Origin of the sequence: Saccharothrix sp. ST-888 (assembly GCF_000955975.1) — a bacterium.
GTDB lineage: Bacteria > Actinomycetota > Actinomycetes > Streptomycetales > Streptomycetaceae > Kitasatospora.
On the sequence record NZ_JYJF01000068.1, the window covers coordinates 18,317 to 38,689 of the forward strand.

Annotated in this window: 18 protein-coding genes and 2 pseudogenes; 11 read left to right on the plus strand and 9 right to left on the minus strand. The window is 73.1% G+C overall.

From position 1 onward, the window contains the following. Nucleotides 1-121: 121 nt before the first annotated feature. The gene (locus UK12_RS20995) at nt 122-757 is read left to right on the plus strand and encodes a TetR/AcrR family transcriptional regulator (protein ID WP_045304607.1); all 636 of its coding nucleotides are present in this window, start codon (nt 122-124) and stop codon (nt 755-757) included. Nucleotides 758-1,099: 342 nt separating this feature from the next. Next, nucleotides 1,100-2,848, plus strand: a complete 1,749-nt coding sequence (locus tag UK12_RS21000; RefSeq protein ID WP_045304608.1) for a TIGR03767 family metallophosphoesterase — start codon at nt 1,100-1,102, stop codon at nt 2,846-2,848. A 103-nt stretch (nt 2,849-2,951) separates the two neighbouring features. Here the strand turns inward: UK12_RS21000 and UK12_RS36785 are convergent, their stop codons facing one another. Further along, a complete protein-coding gene (locus UK12_RS36785; RefSeq protein ID WP_052682039.1) occupies nt 2,952-3,671 on the minus strand; it encodes a DUF2637 domain-containing protein in 720 nt (239 codons plus the stop codon). Next, complete coding sequence (locus tag UK12_RS21010; protein ID WP_156178842.1) at nt 3,664-3,876, minus strand: hypothetical protein; 213 nt, start codon at nt 3,874-3,876, stop codon at nt 3,664-3,666. The genes UK12_RS36785 and UK12_RS21010 overlap by 8 nt, the downstream gene beginning before the upstream one ends. A 505-nt stretch (nt 3,877-4,381) precedes the next feature. On the opposite strand from UK12_RS21010, the gene UK12_RS21015 reads away from it, so the two are divergent. Next, nucleotides 4,382-5,704 (plus strand): Mu transposase domain-containing protein, encoded by a 1,323-nt coding sequence (locus tag UK12_RS21015; RefSeq protein WP_045304610.1) that lies wholly within the window; start codon nt 4,382-4,384, stop codon nt 5,702-5,704. An 86-nt stretch (nt 5,705-5,790) separates the two neighbouring features. Next, entirely contained in the window at nt 5,791-6,108 is a 318-nt protein-coding gene (locus UK12_RS21020; protein ID WP_045304611.1) for a hypothetical protein, read from the plus strand. A 31-nt stretch (nt 6,109-6,139) separates the two neighbouring features. Here UK12_RS21020 and UK12_RS21025 read toward each other — a convergent pair whose 3' ends face one another. Further along, nucleotides 6,140-7,729, minus strand: a complete 1,590-nt coding sequence (locus UK12_RS21025; RefSeq protein WP_045304612.1) for an N-acyl-D-amino-acid deacylase family protein — start codon at nt 7,727-7,729, stop codon at nt 6,140-6,142. A 180-nt stretch (nt 7,730-7,909) separates the two neighbouring features. Here UK12_RS21025 and UK12_RS21030 point away from each other — a divergent pair, with 180 nt between their 5' ends. Then, nucleotides 7,910-8,680 (plus strand): IclR family transcriptional regulator, encoded by a 771-nt coding sequence (locus UK12_RS21030; protein ID WP_045304613.1) that lies wholly within the window; start codon nt 7,910-7,912, stop codon nt 8,678-8,680. 102 nt (nt 8,681-8,782) lie between these two features. Beyond that, nucleotides 8,783-9,460 carry a transcriptional regulator gene (locus tag UK12_RS21035; RefSeq protein WP_045304614.1) on the plus strand — a complete coding sequence of 226 codons (678 nt, stop codon included), beginning with the start codon at nt 8,783-8,785 and terminating at the stop codon, nt 9,458-9,460. Between the two features lie 36 nt (nt 9,461-9,496). Here the strand turns inward: UK12_RS21035 and UK12_RS21040 are convergent, their stop codons facing one another. Then, nucleotides 9,497-10,405, minus strand: a complete 909-nt coding sequence (locus UK12_RS21040; RefSeq protein WP_045304625.1) for a carbohydrate kinase family protein — start codon at nt 10,403-10,405, stop codon at nt 9,497-9,499. Beyond that, entirely contained in the window at nt 10,402-11,328 is a 927-nt protein-coding gene (locus UK12_RS21045; protein ID WP_045304615.1) for a pseudouridine-5'-phosphate glycosidase, read from the minus strand. Before UK12_RS21045 ends, UK12_RS21040 begins: the two co-directional genes overlap by 4 nt. A gap of 105 nt (nt 11,329-11,433) precedes the next feature. Between UK12_RS21045 and UK12_RS21050 the strand changes: the two are divergent. The 3 genes and pseudogenes from UK12_RS21050 to UK12_RS21055 form a co-directional block, all read left to right on the plus strand. Further along, a pseudogene (locus UK12_RS21050) lies at nt 11,434-11,913 on the plus strand (tRNA (adenosine(37)-N6)-threonylcarbamoyltransferase complex transferase subunit TsaD); the annotation flags it as partial. A 168-nt stretch (nt 11,914-12,081) separates the two neighbouring features. Next, a pseudogene (locus UK12_RS45090) lies at nt 12,082-12,168 on the plus strand ((2Fe-2S)-binding protein); the annotation flags it as partial. Between the two features lie 174 nt (nt 12,169-12,342). Continuing rightward, nucleotides 12,343-13,788: an amino acid permease gene (locus UK12_RS21055; RefSeq protein ID WP_045304617.1), complete on the plus strand. Its 1,446-nt coding sequence runs from the start codon at nt 12,343-12,345 to the stop codon at nt 13,786-13,788. Between the two features lie 6 nt (nt 13,789-13,794). Here the strand turns inward: UK12_RS21055 and UK12_RS21060 are convergent, their stop codons facing one another. From UK12_RS21060 to UK12_RS43430, 3 genes are all read right to left on the minus strand, one after another. Then, nucleotides 13,795-14,541, minus strand: coding sequence for a Mut7-C RNAse domain-containing protein (locus tag UK12_RS21060; protein WP_045304618.1), 747 nt, complete (start codon nt 14,539-14,541; stop codon nt 13,795-13,797). A gap of 96 nt (nt 14,542-14,637) precedes the next feature. Further along, nucleotides 14,638-15,492 (minus strand): SAM-dependent methyltransferase, encoded by an 855-nt coding sequence (locus UK12_RS21065; RefSeq protein ID WP_197085045.1) that lies wholly within the window; start codon nt 15,490-15,492, stop codon nt 14,638-14,640. A 126-nt stretch (nt 15,493-15,618) separates the two neighbouring features. Beyond that, entirely contained in the window at nt 15,619-17,127 is a 1,509-nt protein-coding gene (locus UK12_RS43430) for a phosphoribosyltransferase family protein (RefSeq protein ID WP_045304627.1), read from the minus strand. A 799-nt stretch (nt 17,128-17,926) separates the two neighbouring features. On the opposite strand from UK12_RS43430, the gene UK12_RS21075 reads away from it, so the two are divergent. Both UK12_RS21075 and UK12_RS21080 read left to right on the plus strand, forming a co-directional pair. Beyond that, nucleotides 17,927-18,676 carry a lytic transglycosylase domain-containing protein gene (locus UK12_RS21075; RefSeq protein ID WP_197085046.1) on the plus strand — a complete coding sequence of 250 codons (750 nt, stop codon included), beginning with the start codon at nt 17,927-17,929 and terminating at the stop codon, nt 18,674-18,676. 181 nt (nt 18,677-18,857) lie between these two features. After that, a complete protein-coding gene (locus UK12_RS21080; protein ID WP_082119802.1) occupies nt 18,858-19,847 on the plus strand; it encodes a glycosyltransferase family 2 protein in 990 nt (329 codons plus the stop codon). A 126-nt stretch (nt 19,848-19,973) separates the two neighbouring features. On the opposite strand, the gene UK12_RS41505 is transcribed toward UK12_RS21080, so the two are convergent. Beyond that, the coding region (locus tag UK12_RS41505; RefSeq protein WP_045304619.1) for an HIT family protein at nt 19,974-20,373 on the minus strand (400 nt) is incomplete at its 5' end.

A 20,373-nucleotide genomic window follows, 5' to 3' on the forward strand; every position in this document is an offset into this window, starting at 1 on the left:
TAGCTACTTGCACATTGGCGTGCAAACACGGCTCCGGCCCCGGCGCCGATCGCATAGGCTGAGCCCCCGACGACCACGCCCGGACGACCGCGTCCACCGCGTCTCCAGAGAGGTTCCAGGCATGCCGGATCCCGCCGACGGCGCTCCCCGGCGGAGCCACGCCCGCTCCAACCGGGCCCGCATCCTCGAGGTCGCCCGGCGCGAGCTCGGCGCCCGGCCCGATGCGACGCTGGACGAGATCGCCCGCGCGGCGGGGGTCGTCCGCCGTACCGTCTACGGCCACTTCCCCGGCCGCGCCGCCCTGTTGGACGCGCTCGGCGAGGAGGCCTCGGCCGCACTGCGGGACGCGCTCGCCGCCGCCGACCTGCCGGCGGCGAGCGCCGAGGAGGCGTTCGCGCGGTTCCTGCTGCGGCTGTGGCCGGTCGGTGACCGCTACCGGATGCTGTTCGCACTCGCGCGCCGCGATCTGGGCGAGGAGCGGTTCGCCGAGCTGCTGGCCCCCGCCTCCGCGCACTGCACCGCCGTCCTGGCGCACGGTCAGACCACCGGCGCCTTCCACCGCCACCTGCCCGCCCCGGTCCTCGCCACCGCCCTCCAGGGCCTGACCTTCTCACTGCTGGAGAGCGTCAACCTCGGCGAGTGGCAGGACGACGGGACCGAGGCCACCATCGCCACCCTCATCGCCGCGGGCGTGTCCCCCATCCGCGCCGCCGCCGTGGTCCACGACCTCCGGGCAGCCACCTCCCGTCCGGCCTGAGCCGGTCACCAGGCCCCGAGCCTCCACACCCCCGCCGACCGCACCCCCGCCAGCCACGGCACCACTGCGGATCGGGCATCGCCCCTGCCGGCCGTCACCGTCCGTTCAAACGTGCTGATTCCCCGTCACCACACTGCCGTCAGGCCCTCCTGACGCGTCGGCAGGCCACACCGCCACGGCGACCGGCGCCCGTCACCGAATGTTTCCATCGCGTTCGTGCACAGGGCTTCAGACCTGACATACCAGCCGGTAATATCCGCCAGGCCGACCCGGGTCGGTCAGTCGTTCGATATGTCCCGGGCAGACCTCCGGGCTGCTGCCGGGCCGTCAGGAGGGGTTTCCATGCGTGCAATGACCAGACGGGCCTTCGTCGGCGGCGTCTCCGCCACCGCTGCCGGAGCCGCGCTGTCCCTGGCCGGTGGGACGTTCGCCTCGGCGGCCGAGCGCGACCGCGCGCTGGCGGCGACGGCGGCCCGCGCCGTACGGGTCGACGGAACGACGCTCGAACAGGTGGCCACGCCCACCGGCACGTCCGGCTACCGGCGCCTCGCCGCCGGGCCCGGCTGGCCGCTGGTGGTCCGCGGCGAGCTGGCCGGGCCGCAGCCGGGGCGCGACGACCGGCGCACCGCACTCGCCGGGTTCGTCCAGTTCACCGACCTGCACCTGATGGACACCGAGTCCCCGGTGCGGTTCGAGTACCTGGCCCGGTGGAACGACAGCGCGCACCGCCCGCAGGAGACGCTGACCGTGCGCGGCGCCTCCTCCCTGGTCGAGCGGGTCAACTCGCTGGCCGCGGGCCCGTACACGGGCAAGCCGTTCAACCTGGTGATGACCACCGGCGACAACACCGACAACCACGAGCACATCGAGCTCGACTGGTACCTGAACGTCCTGAGCGGCGGCCGGATCACCCCGAACACCGGTGACCCGACGCGCTACGAGGGCGTGCAGAACTCGGGCAGCAACACGTACTGGAACCCCGAGAGCTCCTTCCTCGACGACTACAAGGCCAAGGGCTTCCCCCAGGTGCCGGGCTTCCTCGGCGCGGCGGGCCGTCCGTTCGACGCCCCCGGACTCGACGTCCCGTGGTACAGCACGGTCGGCAACCACGACGACAGCCTGGAGGGCACACTGCCCGACCTCGGGCTGCTCGGCGCCCTGTACGCGGGCGACCGCAAGCTCGAAGGCTGCAACGACGCCGACGCGGCGAAGATCATGGAGGCGCTGCGGCGCGACCCGGCCGGCGCCGCCCTGCTGCTGGGCAGGCTGCTGGCCGACGGCAACGCGGTCCGCCGGATCACCCCCGACGAGCGCCGCCGTCCGTTCACCCTCAAGGAGTACGCCAAGGCCCACCTGGACCCCGCCGTCACCGGCCCCGGCCCGGTCGGCCACGGCTTCACGGCGGACGCCGCCGACAGCGGAAAGCTCTACTACACCTTCCGCATCGCCGACGGGGTCCTCGGCATCAGCCTGGACACCACCAACCAGGCCGGCTTCGCGGACGGTTCGCTCGGCACCGCCCAACTGCAGTGGCTGGAGCGGACGTTGCAGGCGCACAGCGGCCACTGGTACGACGGCGACGGGCACCCGGTGCGCGGCGGCAAGGGCAACGACCTGGTCGTGATCTTCAGCCACCACACCAGCACCAGCATGGGCAACCTCCTGCCCGACCCGCGCAACATCTTCGAGAAGCGGCACGACGGCAACGAGCTGGTCGCCCTGCTCCAGCGGTACCCGAACGTCCTCGCCTGGGTGAACGGCCACACCCACGAGAACCGGATCACCCCGCACGGCCACGCGGCGCCCGAGCGCTCCTTCTGGGAGATCAACACCGCCTCGCACGTCGACTTCCCCCAGCACGCCCGCATCATCGAGATCGCCGACAACGGCGACGGCACCGTCTCCCTCTTCACCACCCTGATCGAGTCCGCCGCCCCGTACGCGACCGACTTCGACGACACCTCGGACGCCGGCCTCGCCGCGCTGTACCGCGAGCTCTCGTACAACGACCCGTACGCGACCCCGGCCGCGAAGCTCGGCGCCTCGGTCGACCACAACACCGAACTGCTGCTCGTCAAGCCGGTCGGCTGAGCCGTCGGCCCACCGCTCAGACCGAGCCACGCTCAAACAGCCACGCCGCCGGTCCCGGGTCTTCCTCCACCCGGGACCGGCGGCGTCGCGGTCGGGACTCCCGTCAGCGGGCCGACTTGTGCGCGGCCTGCCGGTACGCGGGCCGGTGCGCGCCCTTGCCCGACGTGAGCTGACGGACCAGTTGGTGCAGCGAGACGACCGCGGTGACTGGCGGCAGTCCGGCGACGATCACGTCCGGGACCGTCCACGAGACGTCGGCGATGCACAGCCCGGTCGCGACGCTGGAGAACAGCACCACCACGACCCAGGAGTGCAGCGGCCGGCGCCCGTCCAGCGCGGCGCGCAGCACCGACAGGCAGCCCACGATCCACGGTCCGTAGACGATGAGCGGCCACAGCCTCGACAGCCCGCGCGGCACCCGGGAGATCGCCAGGTCCTGCAACGGGTGGTAGGAGAGGGTCCACCCCAACAGGCACATGGCGGTGACCGTCACGGCGGTGAGCACTCCGAACAGCGAGCTGAAGATCTCCGACCACGGCGCCGTGCGCGGATGTTCCCGCCGCCGGTGCCGGGGCACCGGTGCGGCGACGGGGTTGGCGCCGACCGTCGCGAAGTCGTCGGCGGCGGCCCGTGGATGGGGGACGAAGAGACCTTCGGTCTCCCAGCCGCCCTGTTCGTAGGAAGCACGTTCGTAGGAAGCATGGTCATAGGGGGCATGTTCGTAGGAGGCATGGTCATAGGGAGCGGCCCGCGGGTAGTCCTCGGGGCCGTAGTAGACGGTGGCCCCGTAGGAGGGGAAGAACTCCCCTGCAGGGTCATACATGGCACCCGGCCCCGGCAGGATCGACCCCGCAGCGTGCGGCGAAGTCCTCCTCCAGCTGACGGATCGTCCGCACGAAGTCGGCCAGCAGGCGCGAGCAGTGCTGCAGGACGACCCGTTCACCGTTGCACGACAGGTAGCCGACCCGTACGTCGCCCGCGATATTCCGGCGGTCCGGGACGAAGAGCCACTTTCCGAGACTGGTCACCGGATCGTGCTGCGACGGCGGTGAAGCCATTGGCTGGCGCATTGAACTCATGCCCCCGTCAACGAACGGCACCCTGCCCCCGCATGTGCGGCAGACGGGCGTCCTTCCATATTCGATATCCCCGATGCTCGTCGAAATTACCCGGAATGACATGAACAGCCGATGCCGCTCGATCAGGAAAGCCCCGGGGCCGTGCGGTCGACCGGCGGGGCACCCGCCCAAGGGGGCACCGGAGCCGATTTCCGGATTGCGGACCATTACGTATTAATTTCCGGCGGTGCTCGCTGAATCTCCCCAGTGGCGCGGGGGGTGGCGCAAATCCTGCGACGGCCACACTGCTCACCCGCGCCGCTCACCGAAATTCCCCAGCGGCGCGAGGACGGGCAGGTACGCCCTTTCTCCTATTCGATCTTTCCGGCATCGTGTAACATTTGCCGCCGCGTGAGGCTTCGGCATCAATTGAGAACCCGCATGTGGTTTCAGTCAGGGCTGTGAGGGGCAACGGATGCTCACCAAGGAGGAATACTCGGATGTTTGGGAACTTCGTCGTCAGGGGTGGTCCATCTCGGCGATCGCCCGGCACCTGGGGCGCGACCGCAAGACGGTAAGGGCCTACCTCGACGGGGATCGGATCGCGGGGGTCCGCAGCCCCGCCCAGGACGAGTTCTCCCGGTTCCTGCCCTACGCCCGGCAGCGCCTCGCGGACGACCCGCACCTGCCGGCGTCCGTGCTGTACGACGAGGTGCTCGCGCTGGGCTATCCGGGTGGCTACTCGACCTTCACCCGCGCCCTGCGCAGGCACCGGGTCCGGCCGCCCTGCGAGCTCTGCCGTCCCGACCGGCACCGGGGCGACGGCAGCGCCCGCCACCGGTCGGACGAGGCAGTCCGGTTCGAGTGGCTGAGGCTGCCCGACCCGCCCGCACACTGGGGCTACGAGGAGCACGCCCTCCTGCTGACGGCCTCGCTGCCCGGCCGGGACCACTGGCGCGGAGTAGTGGCGGAGAGTGCGGACTTCCCCGAACTGCTGGAGGCCGTCGACCAACTGCTCCGGCGGATGGGCGGCACCACCGGGCGCTGGCAGTTCGACCGGACGCCGGCCGTGTGCTGCCCGACGACCGGCAGGGTGACGCCGGCCTTCGCCGAGGCGGCCAGGTACTACGGCGCCGAGGTCGACATCCGCCCGGCCGACCGGTCCGACCCGCCTGGTCGATCCGCGCGGTCCGGCTGGTCCGCTCGATCCGGTCGGGAGGACGAGGCGGAGGAGGCCGGTCGCCGCGCCGTTCGGCGCTGGTGGCGCGCGCTGCCGGCCGGGATCGGCCTCTGGGCGGCTCAGGACGGCCTCGACCGGCTCGCCAGTCGGATGGACGGCCGCCGCCGCCCGGCCGGCAACGCGGGCGCGGCAGTCGACGCACCGGCGCTGACCGACCTGCCCGATACGCCGTTCCCGGCTCGAATCCACGCCCGCAGAACCGTCACTTCTCAGGGCCAGGTGTCCTACCGCGGCAACTACTACCCGGTCCCCGCCGACCTGTCGGGCGCCGTGGTCCAGGTCTGCCGTCGCCTTGACGAACCGTTCCTATCGATCACCACCACGAGCGGAGCGGTCATCGCCCGCCACGCGCTGGCCCCGCAGGGCGCAGGGCTGACCCTGACCGGCCGTGGCCGAGCCATCGTCCTGGACCGCACCACCCGGACGTCCCGCGCCGACACCCCGCCGCCCTGCCGGCTCGAGAAGGAGCCCCGTCCGCTGTCCCGGGAGGCACTGGCCGAAGCCGATGCCCTGCGCGGGCACCGCGTGGTGGCGGAGCGCGGCGAACCGCAGGACTGAGGTGGCGACGGTCCCGGCGAGTCCGCAGGCCGGTGCGCTCCTAAACTGGACCGAGGGGGCGCAGAAGGTCTGTGAGGGAGCGCGCCATGCGTCGTCGCCACAGTTTCCACCGGGACCTGTACGGCCACTCGATCACCGTGAACGTCCGCTCCGGGCTGCTCACCGAGACCGAGTTGCTCGTGAACGGCAAGGAGGTCGGATTCCTGCGCGAACGCGGTACCGGCCACCTGCCGCGCAGGCTCACCGGCGAGCTGCCCGACTTCCCCGCCCGCCCCTTCACCGTCCGCCTGGACCGCCCGGCGCCCGGTCTGCGCCTGCCGACCTGCACCCTGGAGCTGGAGGGCCGCAACCTGCCGATGCCCGATCAGGTCGCCCGCCCCGAGCCGAGCGCCGCCGCGCGCTGACGACGACGGCGTCACCGCGACGCCCTGGCGGTCACCGGGTGACGCCGTCGGCGGTGCGGCGCAGCGCCCGGCCGGGGAGCGCGCCGGTGGGCCGGCCGTCGGCGATGACCCGGGTGCCGCCGACGAACACGTGAGGTATGCCGGTGGCCGGTCGGCACGGGTCGGCGAAGGTGGCGGTGTCGGCGACCGTGGCGGGGTCGAAGAGGACCAGGTCGGCGTGGTGTCCCGGCCTGATCAGGCCACGGTCGGCGAGGCGCAGCCGGCGGGCCGGGCGGCCGGTCAGGTGGGCGACGCACTCCTCCAGCCCGAGGACGCCGAGTTCGCGGACGTAGTGGCCGAGGTAGCGGGGGAAGGTGCCCCAGGCACGGGGGTGCGGTTTGGCGGCGGCGAGCAGTCCGTCGCTGCCGCCGGTGTGCGCCGGGTGGCGCATGATCGCCTGGACGTTCTCCTCGTGCCCGACGTGCTGGATGATCGTGGTGCTCAGCCCGTCCGCGACCAGCAGGGCCCGGTAGACGTCGAACGGGCGCTGTCCGCGGGTCTCGGCGAGTTCGGCGACGGTGCGCCCGACGGCGTCCGGGGAGTGCGAGCCGGAGATCTCGACGGTCTGCCAGTCCACCGGGACACCGTGGCAGCCGTCGGAGCCGCGCCGTTCCAGGTCGTGCCGGATCAGGGCGAGTTCGGTCGGGTCGTCGAGCCGTTCGAGGATCTCGGCGGGCCCGCCGCGGGAGGCCCAGCTGGGCAGCAGGGCGACCAGGGTGGTGGACCCGGGGAGGTAGGGGTAGCTGTCCAGGGTGAGGTCGCAGCCCGCTGCGGCGGCCTTGTCGAGGAGGGCCAGGAAGTCCCCGGCGCGGCCCTGGTTGACGCCGAAGTTCATGGTGGCGTGCGCGAGGTGCAGCGGGCAGCCGGAGCGCAGCGAGACGTCGATCATCTCGGCGTAGGCGTCCAGTGCGCCGACGCCGTAGGAGCGCTGGTGCGAGGAGTAGTAGCCGCCGTGTGCGGCCACCACCTCGCACAGGGCGGTGAGTTCGGCGGTGTCGGCGTACATCCCGGGCGCGTAGGTGAGGCCGCTGGACATGCCGACGGCGCCCTCCCGCAGGGCGGTGGCCACCAGCTCGCGCTGGCGGTCGAGTTCGGCCCCGGTGGCCGGGCGCCGGTCCCAGCCCATGGCGAGCATCCGTACCGAGCCCTGTGGCACGAGGTAGCAGGCGTTGACCGCGATGCCCTGGTCGAGGCGGTCGAGGTACTCGCCGACGCTGCGCCAACTCCAGTCGAAGTCGGTCGGGTTGCCGTTCCACCCGGCGATGGCGTGCCGGATCTGGTCGAGGGTGCCGTCGTCCACGGGGGCGTAGGAGAGGCCGTCCTGGCCGAGGACTTCGCAGGTGACGCCCTGGCTGACCTTGGCCCGGTGGTCGGGGGCGGTGAGCAGGGCGAGGTCGGAGTGCGCGTGCATGTCGATGAAGCCGGGGCACAGGACCAGGCCGGTGGCGTCGAGCACGGTGCGTCCGGGCAGCCGTCGGCCGATCCCGGTGATGCGGCCGTCGCGGACGGCCACGTCGGCGCGCCGCCCGGGAGCGCCGGTGCCGTCGACGACGGTCGCGCCGCGGATCACCAGCTCTGCCATCGGTCCCCCGCCCCGCTCGTGCGCTGCCCGGAGCCACCTGTCGGCGTCACCCGTGGATTGCACTATGTGCAACGTTCATTGCGCAATATGCGAGACTCGTTCTAGCACCACCCGGGCGCGACGGTCAATCACCCCGAGTGAATGAGGGCAGACCACCATGACGGCAACAGGAGTGCAGCAGTGAGCCAGAGTCTCTCCCGGGCCCTGACGATTCTGATCCGGCTCGGCGAGGGTCCGCGCACGATGGACCAGCTCGCGGAGGAACTGGGCGTCCACAAGACCACCGTGCTCCGTCTGGTGCGAACCCTGGAGGAGGAGCGCTTCGTCCACCGGGACCGCTCGCACGGGTTCCACCTCGGCTCCCGGACCTTCGAGCTGTCCCACGCGGCGCTGGCGCAGCGCGGCATCCGCGACATCGCCGCACCGCACCTGGCGGGCCTCAACCGGTCCACCGGCCAGACCGTGCACCTGGGGGTCTACGAGGGCGGCGACGTCGTCTACCTGGACAAGTACGAGTCCCGCCAACCGATCCGGATGTACTCGCGGATCGGTGCCCCCATGCCGCTGCACGCCACCGCGATCGCCAAGGTGCTGCTGGCCGACCTCCCGGCGGCGGAGCGCGAGCGGGTCGCGGCCCGCCTCGACTACACCCGGTTCACCGACCGCACGATCACCGACGCCGCCACCCTGCTGACGGAACTGCGTCAGGTCGCCGTCCAGGGGTACGCCGTGGACGACGCCGAGCACGAGACCTTCATCAACTGCATCGCCGCCCCCGTCCGCGACGCCAGCGGCGCGGTGGTGGCCGGCATCTCGCTCTCCGTTCCCGATGTGGTGCTCGGCCGCGACCAGGTCCGGGCCCTGCTGCCCGAACTGCGCCGCACGGCACTGGACGTCTCCGCCGACTGCGGCCACCACCCCGTGAACGGCCCGGCCGGCGGCGGCGCCTGACAGGCACCGGCACCCGCTGGCGCGGCCTGCCGGACACCGGAGCCGACCCCGCCTACCCTGGTCCGCAGGCGAACTGACGTACCGTCACCCAGGGGAGATCCGATGAGCGCACAGGCACGCGAGCTGTTGCAGACCGTCCGCCGCGAGCTCGCACCCGGTGAACGGGAGAACCGGCTGCTCCCGCTGATCGCCGACGGGCGGGCGCCGGTCTCCGTGCTGGCCGAACTCGCCGCGCAGCAGCACCGGATCATCACCAGCGACCGCCGCAGCCTGCTCATGCTGGCCGCCCGGTGCGCGGACGTCCCGGCGGGCGGCTGGTTCGCCGCTCTCGCCGAGGGCGAGAGCCAGGCACTGCGCGCACTCACCGCCTTCGCCGAGGGCTGCGGCCTGACGCCCGCCGAGGTGGCCGCCCGCGAACCGCTCCCCGGCTGCCAGGCCTACCCTGCCTACCTCGCCTGGCTGGCCCTCAACGGCGAACCGACCGGGACCGTCCTGGCGCTCGCCGCCAACTTCGCCGCCTGGGGCGGATACTGCGCGACCGTCGCCCGGGCGCTGCGCGGCCACTACGGCTTCCCGGACGGGGCCTGCGCGTTCTTCGACTTCTTCGCCGAGCCCGCACCGGAGCTGGAGGAGCAGACCGTCCAGGTCCTCGCCTCGGCCGAGCTCACCGGGGAGCTGATCGACGGCGGGCGCCGCTACGGACGGCAGCTCCAGTCCTACGAGCTGATGTTCTGGAACACCCTCGCGGACACCCTCGCGGACACCCACCCGGCCGGCTGAGCAGCCACCCCGGCCGGTGACCGTACGGACGGCCGGTCAGCCCCGCACCGGCGGGCGGCCGCCGAGCACCTCGACGGCGGCGGCACCGGTCCGGCAGCCGGCCTCGGTGGCCTCGACCAGGTCCGCGCCGGAGAGCCGGGCGGCGAGGAAGCCGCCGGTGAAGGCGTCGCCCGCGCCGGTGCTGTCCACGGCCAGGGCGGCCACGCCGGGTACCCGGGCGAGCAGTTCGCCCTGCCGGGCCGCCAGCGCGCCGGCCGCGCCGAGCTTGACCACGGCCTCGCCGTGGACCGCGCTGAGCCGCTCGGCGGCGGCCACCGGGTCGGCCGTCCCGGCGAGCAGCCGGGCCTCCGCCAGGTTGGGCAGGACGAGCCCGGTACCGCCGACGGCGGCCAGGAAGGCGGGCAGGCCGAGCACCTCGATGAAGCCGGTGGACGCCGGATCGACGCTCACCGGGATGCCCGCCGCACGGGCGGCCGTATGGACCGTGGCCGCCAACTGCCGCCCGGCATCGGTGAAGTAGAGGTATCCGGACAGGTGGACCCGGGCCGCGCCGTCCAGCAGCGCGGCGTCCCAGTCGGCGCTGCAGAGCCGGACGGCCGCGCCGCTGTCGGTGACCAGGGTGCGCTCGGCCCCGGCGTCCACCAGTGAGATCACCACCGCCGTCGCGGCCTGCCCGTCCACCACCAGGTGCGGTTCGACTCCGGCGGCGCGCAGCTCGTCCCGGTGCCAGTCGGCCGAGTTGGCGCCGACCCGGGCCAGCAGTCGGACCTCGGTGCCGGAGCACGCCGCCCAGGCCGCCGTGTTGGCGCCCGAACCGCCGGGCCGGAAGGCGATCCTGGCGGCGGTGTCGGTGTCCGGGGCGAGGGCGTTGGCGTGCAGGGCGACGATGTCGGTGACCACGTCGCCGATCACCAGCAGGGCGTTGCCCGCCGTCCGTCGGCTCATCGCCCGGCCCACCGGACGGCGATCGCCGCACCGAGCCGGACGTTGCCGCGCACGGCGGCCAGGTTGGCCTCCAGCGAGGCTCCGCCGGTGTGCTCGACCAGGTAGGAGAGCAGGAACGGTGTGATCGCCTGCCCGCCGACACCCGCCCGGTCGGCCGCCGCCAGCCCGTCGGCCAGCACCCGGTCGTGCAGGCGCGGGTCGAGCTGTTCGGCCACCGGTACCGGATTGGCCACGACCACGGCCGAGTCGGGGCCGCCGAGCGCGTCCTGGGCCCGCATCACGGCCGCCACCTCGGCCGGCTCGCGCACCGTCCAGTCTACCGGCAGGCCCGAACTCGCCAGGTAGAAGCCGGGAAACTCGGCCGTACGGTAGCCGAGCACGGTCACGCCCAGCGTCTCCAGCCGCTCCAGAGTGGCCGGCACGTCCAGCACCGACTTCACCCCGGCGCAGACCACGGTGATCCTGGTCCGCGCCAGCAGTGCGAGGTCGGCGGACTCGTCCTGGGTGGTCGTCCACCGGCGGTGCACTCCGCCGAGCCCGCCGGTGGCGAAGACCCGGATGCCCGCGCGGGCCGCCAGGAACGCCGTCGCGGAGACCGTGGTGGCCCCGCTCGCCCCGCTCGCGAGGGCCGGGGCGAGGTCGCGGAAGCCCAGCTTGCGCAGCGAGCGGTCGGCGGCGACGCGCTCCAGACCGTCCTTCGCCAGCCCGATGCACGGCACCCCGTCCAGGACGGCGACGGTCGCGGGCACCGCACCCGCCGACCTGACCAGTTCCTCCAGCTCGGCCGCCACCCGCAGGTTCCGGGGCCTCGGCAGACCGTGGGCGATGATCGTGGACTCCAGCGCGACCACCGGCGCGCGGCGCTCCAGCGCCGCCCGCACCTCGTCGGAGACCCGGGCCACTGGCAGCGGAGATTCCGTCATTCCCGAATCCTGGCGTGCCACCGGCCCGTTCAAACCCACCCGGCGCCATCGGGTACTTTATTGCACACTGTTTGCAGTTGCGATTAGAAGGCAAAAGAGTGCGGGATGGTCGGGTCGAAGCCCGTGGTGCTGGGGATCGAGTCGTCCTGCGACGAGACCGGCGCCGGACTGGTCCGGGACGGGGTGCTGCTCGGCCAGGCCGTGGCGTCCGGCATGGCCGAGCACGCCCGATTCGGCGGCGTGGTGCCCGAGATCGCCGCACGCGCCCATGTGCACGCGGTCGCGCCGGTGGTGCGGGAGGCCCTCGACCGGGCGGGGCTGACTCTCGGCGACATCGGAGCGGTCGCGGTGACCACCGGCCCGGGGCTGTCCGGCGCCCTCCAGGTCGGCGTGGCGGCGGCCAAGGGCTACGCCTTCTCGCTCGGCGTCCCGCTGTACGGGGTGCACCACCTGGCCGGACACGTCGCGGCGGCCACCCTGGACGGCGGCCCGCTGCCCGACCCGTGCATCGTGCTGATCGTCTCCGGCGGGCACACCTCGCTGCTGCTGTGCACCGACAACGGCGCCATGATCGCCGCCATCGGCGACCTGCTCGCCCGCAGCGGCACCGAACCCGCCACGGCCGACCTCGCCGTCGACCCCTCCGCCCCGCTGGAGTACGCCGCCCTCACCCCGGCCCCCGCCCGGCGGGCGGGCTAGGCCGACGCCGGAGCCCAGGAACCGTCTCACCCCTCCGAGCGTCCTACCAACCGCGCCACCTGCTGCTGCTACCACCGTCTCCCGGGCGCCGCCACCTGCGGCGACTGCGTCTTCGCAGCACCGCCCAGGACCCGCCGGTAACCTCTCGTCACGCTCAATTACGTAAAGTTTCCGTGTTCGAGAGGGCAACGATTTGTGCCCAAAGGTTCCGTTGTCCCGATTTAGTAGCTACGTTTCGACCCAACGCGTGGTCCTGTCCCCACCTCTGTCATCGCAGACACGAGTGCCCGCGCGTTGGGAAGGCAGTCACACCTGATGAGCATGGAATCCACCACGGCGCCCCAGCAGGACGCCACCGGCCAGGGCCCGGAGACCCCGGGCGGCCACGGCCACCTCCAGGCAGGCCTGAAGAACCGGCACCTCTCGATGATCGCGATCGGCGGAGTGATCGGCGCCGGACTGTTCGTCGGCTCGGGCGCCGGGATCGCGTCCACCGGCCCCGGCATCCTCCTCTCCTACGCGCTGGCCGGTGCGCTGGTCGTCATGGTCATGCGGATGCTCGGCGAGATGTCCGCCGCCGACCCGCAGAGCGGTTCGTTCTCCGCCTACGCGGACCGCGCACTCGGCCGATGGGCCGGATTCTCGATCGGCTGGCTGTACTGGTTCTTCTGGGTCGTGGTCCTGGCCGTGGAAGCCACCGCCGGCGCGAAGATCCTCAACAGTTGGATGCCGGGGGTGCCCCAGTGGACGTTCGCCCTGATCGTGATGGCTGTGCTCACCGCGACCAATCTCTTCTCGGTCTCCTCCTACGGCGAGTTCGAGTTCTGGTTCGCGGGCATCAAGGTGGTGGCGATCGCGGCCTTCATCGTGATCGGTGCCCTGGCGATCTTCGGCGTCCTGCCGGGGACCCACTCGCCCGGTATGACCAACCTGACCGGTAACGGCGGCTTCCTCCCGCACGGCATCGGCGCGGTCTTCACCGGCATGCTCACCGTGGTCTTCGCCTTCATGGGCAGTGAGATCGTCACCCTCGCGGCGGGCGAGACCGCCGACCCGAAGACGGCCGTCCGCAAGGCCACCAACAGCGTGATCTGGCGCATCGGCGTCTTCTACCTGGGCTCGATCGCCATCGTCGTCACGCTCCTTCCCTGGAACTCCGCCGCCGTCAAGGGCAGCCCGTACGTCGCCGTCCTCGACCACGTGGGCATTCCCGGCGCCGGCCGCGTGATGGACCTGATCGTCCTGACCGCCGTGCTCTCCTGCCTCAACTCCGGCCTCTACACCGCCTCCCGGATGGCCTTCTCGCTCAGCCGCCGCGGTGACGCGCCGCGCGCCTTCGGCAAGGTCAGCGGGAACGGGGTGCCCCGCACCGCGATCCTCGCCTCGGTGGTCTTCGGCTTCCTCGCGGTCTTCTTCAACTACATGTGGCCGGCCACCGTCTTCCAGTTCCTGCTGAACTCCTCCGGTGCGGTGGCGCTCTTCGTCTGGCTGGCGATCGCGGTCTCCCAGCTGCGGATGCGCCGGATCCTGGAGCGCGAGTCGCCCGAGAAGCTGACCGTGCGGATGTGGCTCTTCCCGTACCTGACCTGGGCGACCATCGGCATGATCACCTTCGTCATGGTCTACATGTGCACCGACCACGACGGGCTGACCCAGATGATCCTCTCGCTGGTCGCCGCCGCCGTGGTGCTCGCCGCCTCGGCCGTCGTCGGCAGCCGCCGCAAGGCCGCCGCCGCCAGGGAGGCCCTGGCCCAGGCCTGACCTCCGTCAGTCCCCACCGCTTCGCCCGCTGCCGCCCAGTGCCGCGGCCACGATCGACTCCAGCCGCCGGTGATGAGCACCGTGCCAGTAGACGTGGCCGCAGTCCCGGCAGCGGGCGAAGCTGTCGTACGTCCGCCGGGTGCCGGGGCGCAGCAGCGCCTCCACTTCGGCCTTGGCCACCTGTGCCAGCACCCCGTTGCAGGCGGTGCAGCGGCTCCAGGGCGCGGCTGGCGGCACGAACCGGTCCAGGACGTCGGCGAGCTGGGCGTCCGGCGCCGAGCCCCGGACGTAGCCGCCGAGCCAGAGCGCGCGGCGGCGCAGCAGTCCGCGGTCCTGGGTGAGCAGGATCCGCCGCTCCGCGTTGGCCCGGCGGACCAGTTCGTCGTCGTCCAGGTCGTTGCGGTAGGCGGTGTCCACCCCGAGCAGGCGCAGCCGCCGGGCGAGCGCACCGAGGTGGACGTCCAGCAGGAAGCCCGCCGCCGGGCCGCCCGGCACCTGCTGCGGCCTGCCGACCGCCGCCACCCGGACCACCTCGCCACCGCTCGGGCGATACGCCGGCTGGACCCGGCGGCCCGCCGTCTCCAGCGGACCGACCTCGGTCAGCGGTACCCCGAGCGACTCCACCAGGTGCCCCAGCGAAGCCGTGCCGTCCTGGGCCGCCCGCACCGACTCGTGCCGGTCCCGGCTGCGGAGGAACAGCCACAGCTCGGGAGCGAAGCGCAGGGACACCACGGGCGTCGGCGACTCGGTCACGCTCCAAGTCCAGCACACCGGCCGCCGCCGCGGCCCGGCCCCGCCTGCGGGGTCACAGCGGGCGGTGACGGGCGGCGGGCGGCCCGGCCTGCGGGGTCACGGCTTGCGGGCGACACCCGCCCAGTAGTAGGCGGCGTGCGGGTCGACGGGCGGCTCGCCGTCCGGGCGCCAGGCCATCACGGGGGCGACCCCGGGCTCCACCAGCTCCCAGCCCGCGAAGAACTCCTCGACCTGGGCACGGGTCCGCGGGACGATCGTCATCCCGCCCTGCGCCGCCTTGGCGGCCACCGCCGCCATCGCCTCGGGGGCGAAGTCGCCGGTCGGGTGGGTGATCACCACATGGCTGCCGGAGGGCAGCGCGGCCAGCAGAGCGGCCACCTTGCCCCTGGGGTCCTCGTCGTCGCGCAGCAGCATCAGGATGGCGACCAGCACCAGGCCGACCGGCTCGGTGAGGTCCAGGGTCCCGGTCAGCGCGGGGTGGGCGAGGATCGCCTCGGGCCGGCGCAGGTCGGCGTGGATGTAGGCGGTCTCGCCCTGGTCGCCGCTGACCATCAGGGCGCGGGCGTGGGCGAGCACGATCGGGTCGTTGTCCACGTACACGACCCGGCTGCCGGGCGCCTCGGCCTGGGCGACCTCGTGGGTGTTGCCGCCGGTCGGGATGCCGGTGCCGATGTCCAGGAACTGCCTGATCCCGGCCTCGCGCACCAGGTGGCGCACGGCCCGGCCGAGGAAGGTCCGGTTCTCCCTGGCCATGGTCTTGATGTCGGGGATGGCCTGTTCGATGGCCTCGCCGAGGGCGCGGTCCGGCGCGAAGTGCGTCTTGCCGCCGAGCCAGTAGTCGTACATCCGCGCCGAGTGCGGCACGGAGGTGTCGATCTCGGGCGGCTCCCAGGTGTCGAACCCGCGCCCGATCGCGATCAGGTCGCGCTGCTCGTTCTGACGATCCGACAAATCGACCCACCTCCAGTGGACTTCACCATCAGCCGGGGGCACAGCCTAACGGTCCGAACAGTCGTCCGGGCCGTGGATCCCGATCAAGATCAGTTCGCACTCGCACGGCAGCTGCGGACCAAGGTCCTAGTCCTCGCCCGCCGCTTCCAGGTGCTCGGCGAACCAGTCGGCGGCCAGGTCGGCGGCGACGGCCAGGGTGCCCGGCTCCTCGAAGAGATGGGTCGCGCCGGGCACCACGGACAGCCGGCTCTCGCAGCGCAACCGCGCCTGCGCCTCCCGGTTCAGCTCCAGCACCAGCTGGTCGTCGCCGCCGACGATGAGCAGCGTGGGAGCCGTCACCTCGGGCAGCCGCCCGGCGGCCAGGTCGGGCCGGCCCCCGCGGGAGACCACCGCGCCGACCGACGCCCCGGGCTCGGCCGCGGCGTACAGGGCCGCAGCCGCGCCGGTGCTGGCCCCGAAGTACCCGATCGGCAGCCGCCCCGCCGCCGACTGCTCCCGCAGCCTGCGGGTGGCCTCGCCCAGCCGCTCGGCGAGCAGCGCGATGTCGAACACCTTGGTCCGGTCGGCCGCCTCGGCCTCGGTGAGCAGGTCGAACAGCAGGGTCGCCAGTCCGGCGCGGTTCAGCCGCTCGGCGACGAAGCGGTTGCGCGGGCTGTGCCGGCTGCTGCCGCTGCCGTGCGCGAACAGCACCACACCCGTCGCGCCGTCGGCCGGCAGCGTCAGCGTGCCGCCCGACCGGCCGCCGCCCACCGGGAGCTCGACCTCCCGGTCGGCAGCGAGGTCGGCCGGGCGCCCGCCCTGGCTCCGGCGGAACCCCCGCCCGAACAGGCCGCGGTGGGCACCTCGGGAGTCCCCGCCCGGGCCGCCCGGGCCGCCGTCCGGGCCGCTCCGGTCCCCCGGCTCGCCCTCGGCGGCCGGGGCGCCCGCAGGCCCGTCCGGCCCCCGGTCCGGGTGGTCCTCGCCGCCGCCCGGCTCGTCCGCACCGGCTGCGGCCGCCGTCCGCCGGGCCGCGCGGTCGAGGCAGACCGCCACCTCCCGGTCCGTGGTCTGCTCGAAGTCCTGGTAGAACTGCCCGATCGCGTAGAACGACAACGGCGCACGGACGCACACCAGCTCGTCGGCGTCCTCGCCCAGCCGGGACACCCAGTCGCTCGGCGCCACCGGCACCGCGAGCACCACCCGGGCCGCGCCCAGGTGCCGGACGATCCGGCAGGCGGCCCGCGCGGAGGAGCCGGTGGCCACGCCGTCGTCGACCACCACGACCGTCCGCCCGGTGAGGGCGATGCCGGGGCGGCCGTCCCGGTAGCGGGCCACCCGGCGGGCGAGCTCGGCGCGCTCGTGCTCCTCGACCGGTGCGAGCTGCTTCTCCGAGACCCCGGCGAGCCGCATCACCTCCCGGTTGAGCACCCGTACACCGCCCTCGCCGATCGCGCCGAGCCCGAGTTCGGGCTGGAACGGCGCGCCCAGCTTCCTGATCACACAGATGTCCAGCGGCACCCCCAGGGCCTCGGCGACCTCGGCCGCCACCGGCACGCCCCCGCGCGGCAGGCCGACCACGACGACGTCCTGGCCGCGCAGCTGCTCCAACCGGGCGGCCAGCTGCCGACCGGCATCCCGTCGATCGGTGAAGTACACGGCCCGACCTCCGATCCGCTCACCCGTCCCCTTCCAGCCTGCGCCCTTCGGCTCCCTTCGGCGTGCCGCACGTCGGCGCACCGCGATTCGGGGCGGCCGGCCGAGCGTGCGGGGGAGGTCGCGCACGGCCTCAGGCCCGGGGAGCCGCCGGCGTGACGACGGGATCTGCGCCGCGGTCGCGGTCCACCGCGCGCTCCGCGCCCTGCCGCCCGCCTGAACAGCCGCCCGTCCGAACAGCCGCCTGCCCGAGCGGCCGTCCTCCTGAGCAGCCGCCCCACGATCCGCACCCGGCCGTTCACGCTGCGCCAGCACGGCGGGGCGATGGCTGTGAGGCCGCCCACACCCGCTCCGCCGACTACTGCTCCCGATAGTCGTCGCGCCGACGGCAGGGCGCTCCACCGACCGCTCGGAGCCCTGCCCCGTCGACCCGGCTCCGGGAACGCCCCTGGTCAGAGCTGCAATCACGGACCCTCACGGCTTCCAGGTTTCACCGGCGGCCGTAGCGGGCATATCGGACATTCGCGCCCGGCCCTGTGCCGGGCGTTCCGCTGTCCTACGACCGTCGGTAGTACCAGCGCGCATTGAAACGGCCGGAAGCCTCTGCAAAGAATGACCCGGTCGCAACGCGGCGCCGCCGGTCCGGCTCCCCGGGCCGATCCGCCGCGCCGTCCCGCCCACCTCGCCCTCCGGCCTGGTGCGAGGCCGTCCGACACGGCACGCGGGCTGTTCTCCCCGAACACGCTTCGCGACACCCGTGTGCCCGCGCACGGCTCCACCGACGGAAGAGGTCAGTTCCTCCATGCAGCTCCCGAAGCTCCCGCAGCTCTCGCAGCTCACCAAGAACCGCCGCAACGCCATCATCACCGGCGTCGCCACCTTCGCCGTCGCGGGCTCCGCCACCCTCGCGCTCGCCCTGCCGCAGGACACCTCGGCCGCCTCGGCCGCCGCGCCGACCGCTGCCACCACCACCGGTTCCGCCGAGGCCCAGCAGCTCGCCGAGGCCCAGGCCAAGACCCAGTCTGACGCCCAGGCCAAGGCGGCGGCCGACGCCAAGGCAGCAGCCGATGCGAAGGCCCAGTCGGACGCCCAGGCGAAGGCCGACGCGGACGCGCAGGCCCAGGCCGACGCCCAGGCACAGGCACAGGCCCAGGCACAGGCACAGGCACAGGCCGACGCTGACGCGAAGGCACGGGCGGACGCCCAGGCCAAGGCCGACGCCGCCTCGCGCTCGGAGCAGCGCGGCAGCCTGAGCACCGGCTACTCCGGCACCCCGCAGCAGATCGCCGCCCAGATCGTCCCGGCGAGCCAGCTCCAGTGCTTCACCGACATCGTGACCCGCGAGAGCAGCTGGAACGTCACCGCCACCAACCCGAGCTCGGGCGCGTACGGCCTGGTCCAGGCCCTGCCCGCGTCCAAGATGGCCTCGGCGGGCGCCGACTGGCGGACCAACCCGGCCACCCAGATCAAGTGGGGCCTGGGCTACATGAACGAGGTCTACGGCAGCCCCTGCGGCGCCTGGTCCTTCTGGCAGGTCCACCACGCGTACTGAGCCGCCGTCCCGCCTCACGCGCGGGCGCGCGGACGCCGCTGACGGGTTCTCAGGTTCGCAGTTCTCCGTGGCAGCCTGGTGAAGATATCGCACACACCCGCCGTGATATGACCGGTATTGGCCAGGTTCGGGGTCATTTTGACCCTTGCTCGGACGTGTACACGCCTTTAGCCTCCCGCCCATGCCCTCCCCACTGATATCCGTCGTGCTGCCCGCCTACGACCAACAGCAACAGCTGAAGGACTGCCTGGACTCGCTCCTCGCGCAGTCCTTCCGCGACTTCGAGGTCGTGCTGGTCGTGGACCGCTCCCCGGATGCCCCCGAGCGCCTCACCGAGGCGTACGAGATGCGCGACTCCCGGGTGAGCGTGCTGCGGCTGGACGCCGCCGTCGGCATCGGACGCAGCCGCAACGCGGGAGCGGCGCACGCCAAGGGCGAGTACCTGCTCTTCCTGGACAGCGACCACGTGGTGAAGCCCGAGGCGATCCAGGCCATGGCCGACCGGCTGGCGCAGACCGGCGAGGTGGACGTCCTGCTGTTCGGGCACTCGCGCGAGTACCGGGACCGGGTCTGGCCGGGCGGTGCGGCCGGGATCCTGGCCGCGGCCGGGCCGGAGGTCTTCGCGCCGCAGGAGCGCCCGGAGGTCTTCGGCGCGCCCCCGCTGATCTGGGACCGGCTGCTCCGCCGGGCCGACGTGCCGGCCTTCCCCGACGGCCACTACGAGGAGATCCCGGTGGTGCACGAGTCGCTGCTCGCCGCCCGGCGGGTCGCGGTCCTGGACCAGGAGTGCGTGCGCATCCGCCGCCGGCACACCGTGCACCCGACCGGCTCCCCCGGCAGCAGCCACTTCGACATCTTCGACCAGTACGGCCGCAGCTTCGAACTGCTCGACGAACACGAGGAGTTCGCCGCCGCACGGCCGTTCCTCTTCACCCGGATGATCCGCAACTTCCTGTTCGTCTTCGACCTCGGCGGCTGCGTGCCGCGCGCCGAGCGCCCGCAGTTCTTCCACCGCGCCAACGAGTACTACCGCACGTACCTCCCCGCCGACTTCCGCCGCCCGGACGGGCGCGAGGGCATCAAGTTCTCCCTGCTGGCGAGCGGCGCCTACGCCGCCTTCGAGGTCGCCAAGCTCTCCCAGATCGCCCGCAACGCCGTCGGCCGCTCCTGACACCGCCCTCGACACCTGCCTCGGGTCCGGCCGCCCCACGGGGGCAGCGGGCGGCCGGACCACGGCCTCGGCCGTCATCGCCGGGAAGAGCCCCGGCCAGGACGGCTGGACGGCCGTACGGCCGGATCAGACGCGTGCCGTGCCGCCGTCCGCCGCCATCGCCGCGGCGATCCGGCGGTCGGCCTCGCGCCAGTCGGCCTCGGGGAGCTTGGGCAGTACGTCCTCCCAGAGCGGCAGGCAGGCGCCGCGCAGCTGCATCAGGCCCTCGGGCCTGGCCACCAGCCAGATGTGCAGGTGCGCGGAGCCGTCGCCCCACTTGTAGACGTGCACCCGGCCGATCCCGCCGAGCGACATCACGGCCCGCTCCACCCGCTGGAGCATCGAGCCGATCTCGGCGGCCCGCTCGGGCGGCAGGTCGGCGAGGTCGTGGTGGGCGCGGGGCATCAGCAGCAGCATCGAGGGCACGGCGGTCGGCCCGGTGCGGCCACTCAGCCGCCAGTGGCTGTCCGTCCACAGGAAGCTCTCG

What these genes read in the sequence shown, in the direction of transcription:
- UK12_RS21045 (WP_045304615.1), bottom strand. Translation starts at nt 11,328, where the DNA reads ATGACGGAATCTCCGCTGCCAGTGGCCCGGGTCTCCGACGAGGTGCGG.
- UK12_RS21075 (WP_197085046.1), top strand. Translation starts at nt 17,927, where the DNA reads ATGCAGCTCCCGAAGCTCCCGCAGCTCTCGCAGCTCACCAAGAACCGC.
- UK12_RS21040 (WP_045304625.1), bottom strand. Translation starts at nt 10,405, where the DNA reads ATGAGCCGACGGACGGCGGGCAACGCCCTGCTGGTGATCGGCGACGTG.
- UK12_RS20995 (WP_045304607.1), top strand. Translation starts at nt 122, where the DNA reads ATGCCGGATCCCGCCGACGGCGCTCCCCGGCGGAGCCACGCCCGCTCC.
- UK12_RS36785 (WP_052682039.1), bottom strand. Translation starts at nt 3,671, where the DNA reads ATGTATGACCCTGCAGGGGAGTTCTTCCCCTCCTACGGGGCCACCGTC.
- UK12_RS21015 (WP_045304610.1), top strand. Translation starts at nt 4,382, where the DNA reads ATGCTCACCAAGGAGGAATACTCGGATGTTTGGGAACTTCGTCGTCAG.
- UK12_RS21055 (WP_045304617.1), top strand. Translation starts at nt 12,343, where the DNA reads ATGAGCATGGAATCCACCACGGCGCCCCAGCAGGACGCCACCGGCCAG.
- UK12_RS21025 (WP_045304612.1), bottom strand. Translation starts at nt 7,729, where the DNA reads ATGGCAGAGCTGGTGATCCGCGGCGCGACCGTCGTCGACGGCACCGGC.
- UK12_RS21080 (WP_082119802.1), top strand. Translation starts at nt 18,858, where the DNA reads ATGCCCTCCCCACTGATATCCGTCGTGCTGCCCGCCTACGACCAACAG.
- UK12_RS21000 (WP_045304608.1), top strand. Translation starts at nt 1,100, where the DNA reads ATGCGTGCAATGACCAGACGGGCCTTCGTCGGCGGCGTCTCCGCCACC.
- UK12_RS21035 (WP_045304614.1), top strand. Translation starts at nt 8,783, where the DNA reads ATGAGCGCACAGGCACGCGAGCTGTTGCAGACCGTCCGCCGCGAGCTC.
- UK12_RS21020 (WP_045304611.1), top strand. Translation starts at nt 5,791, where the DNA reads ATGCGTCGTCGCCACAGTTTCCACCGGGACCTGTACGGCCACTCGATC.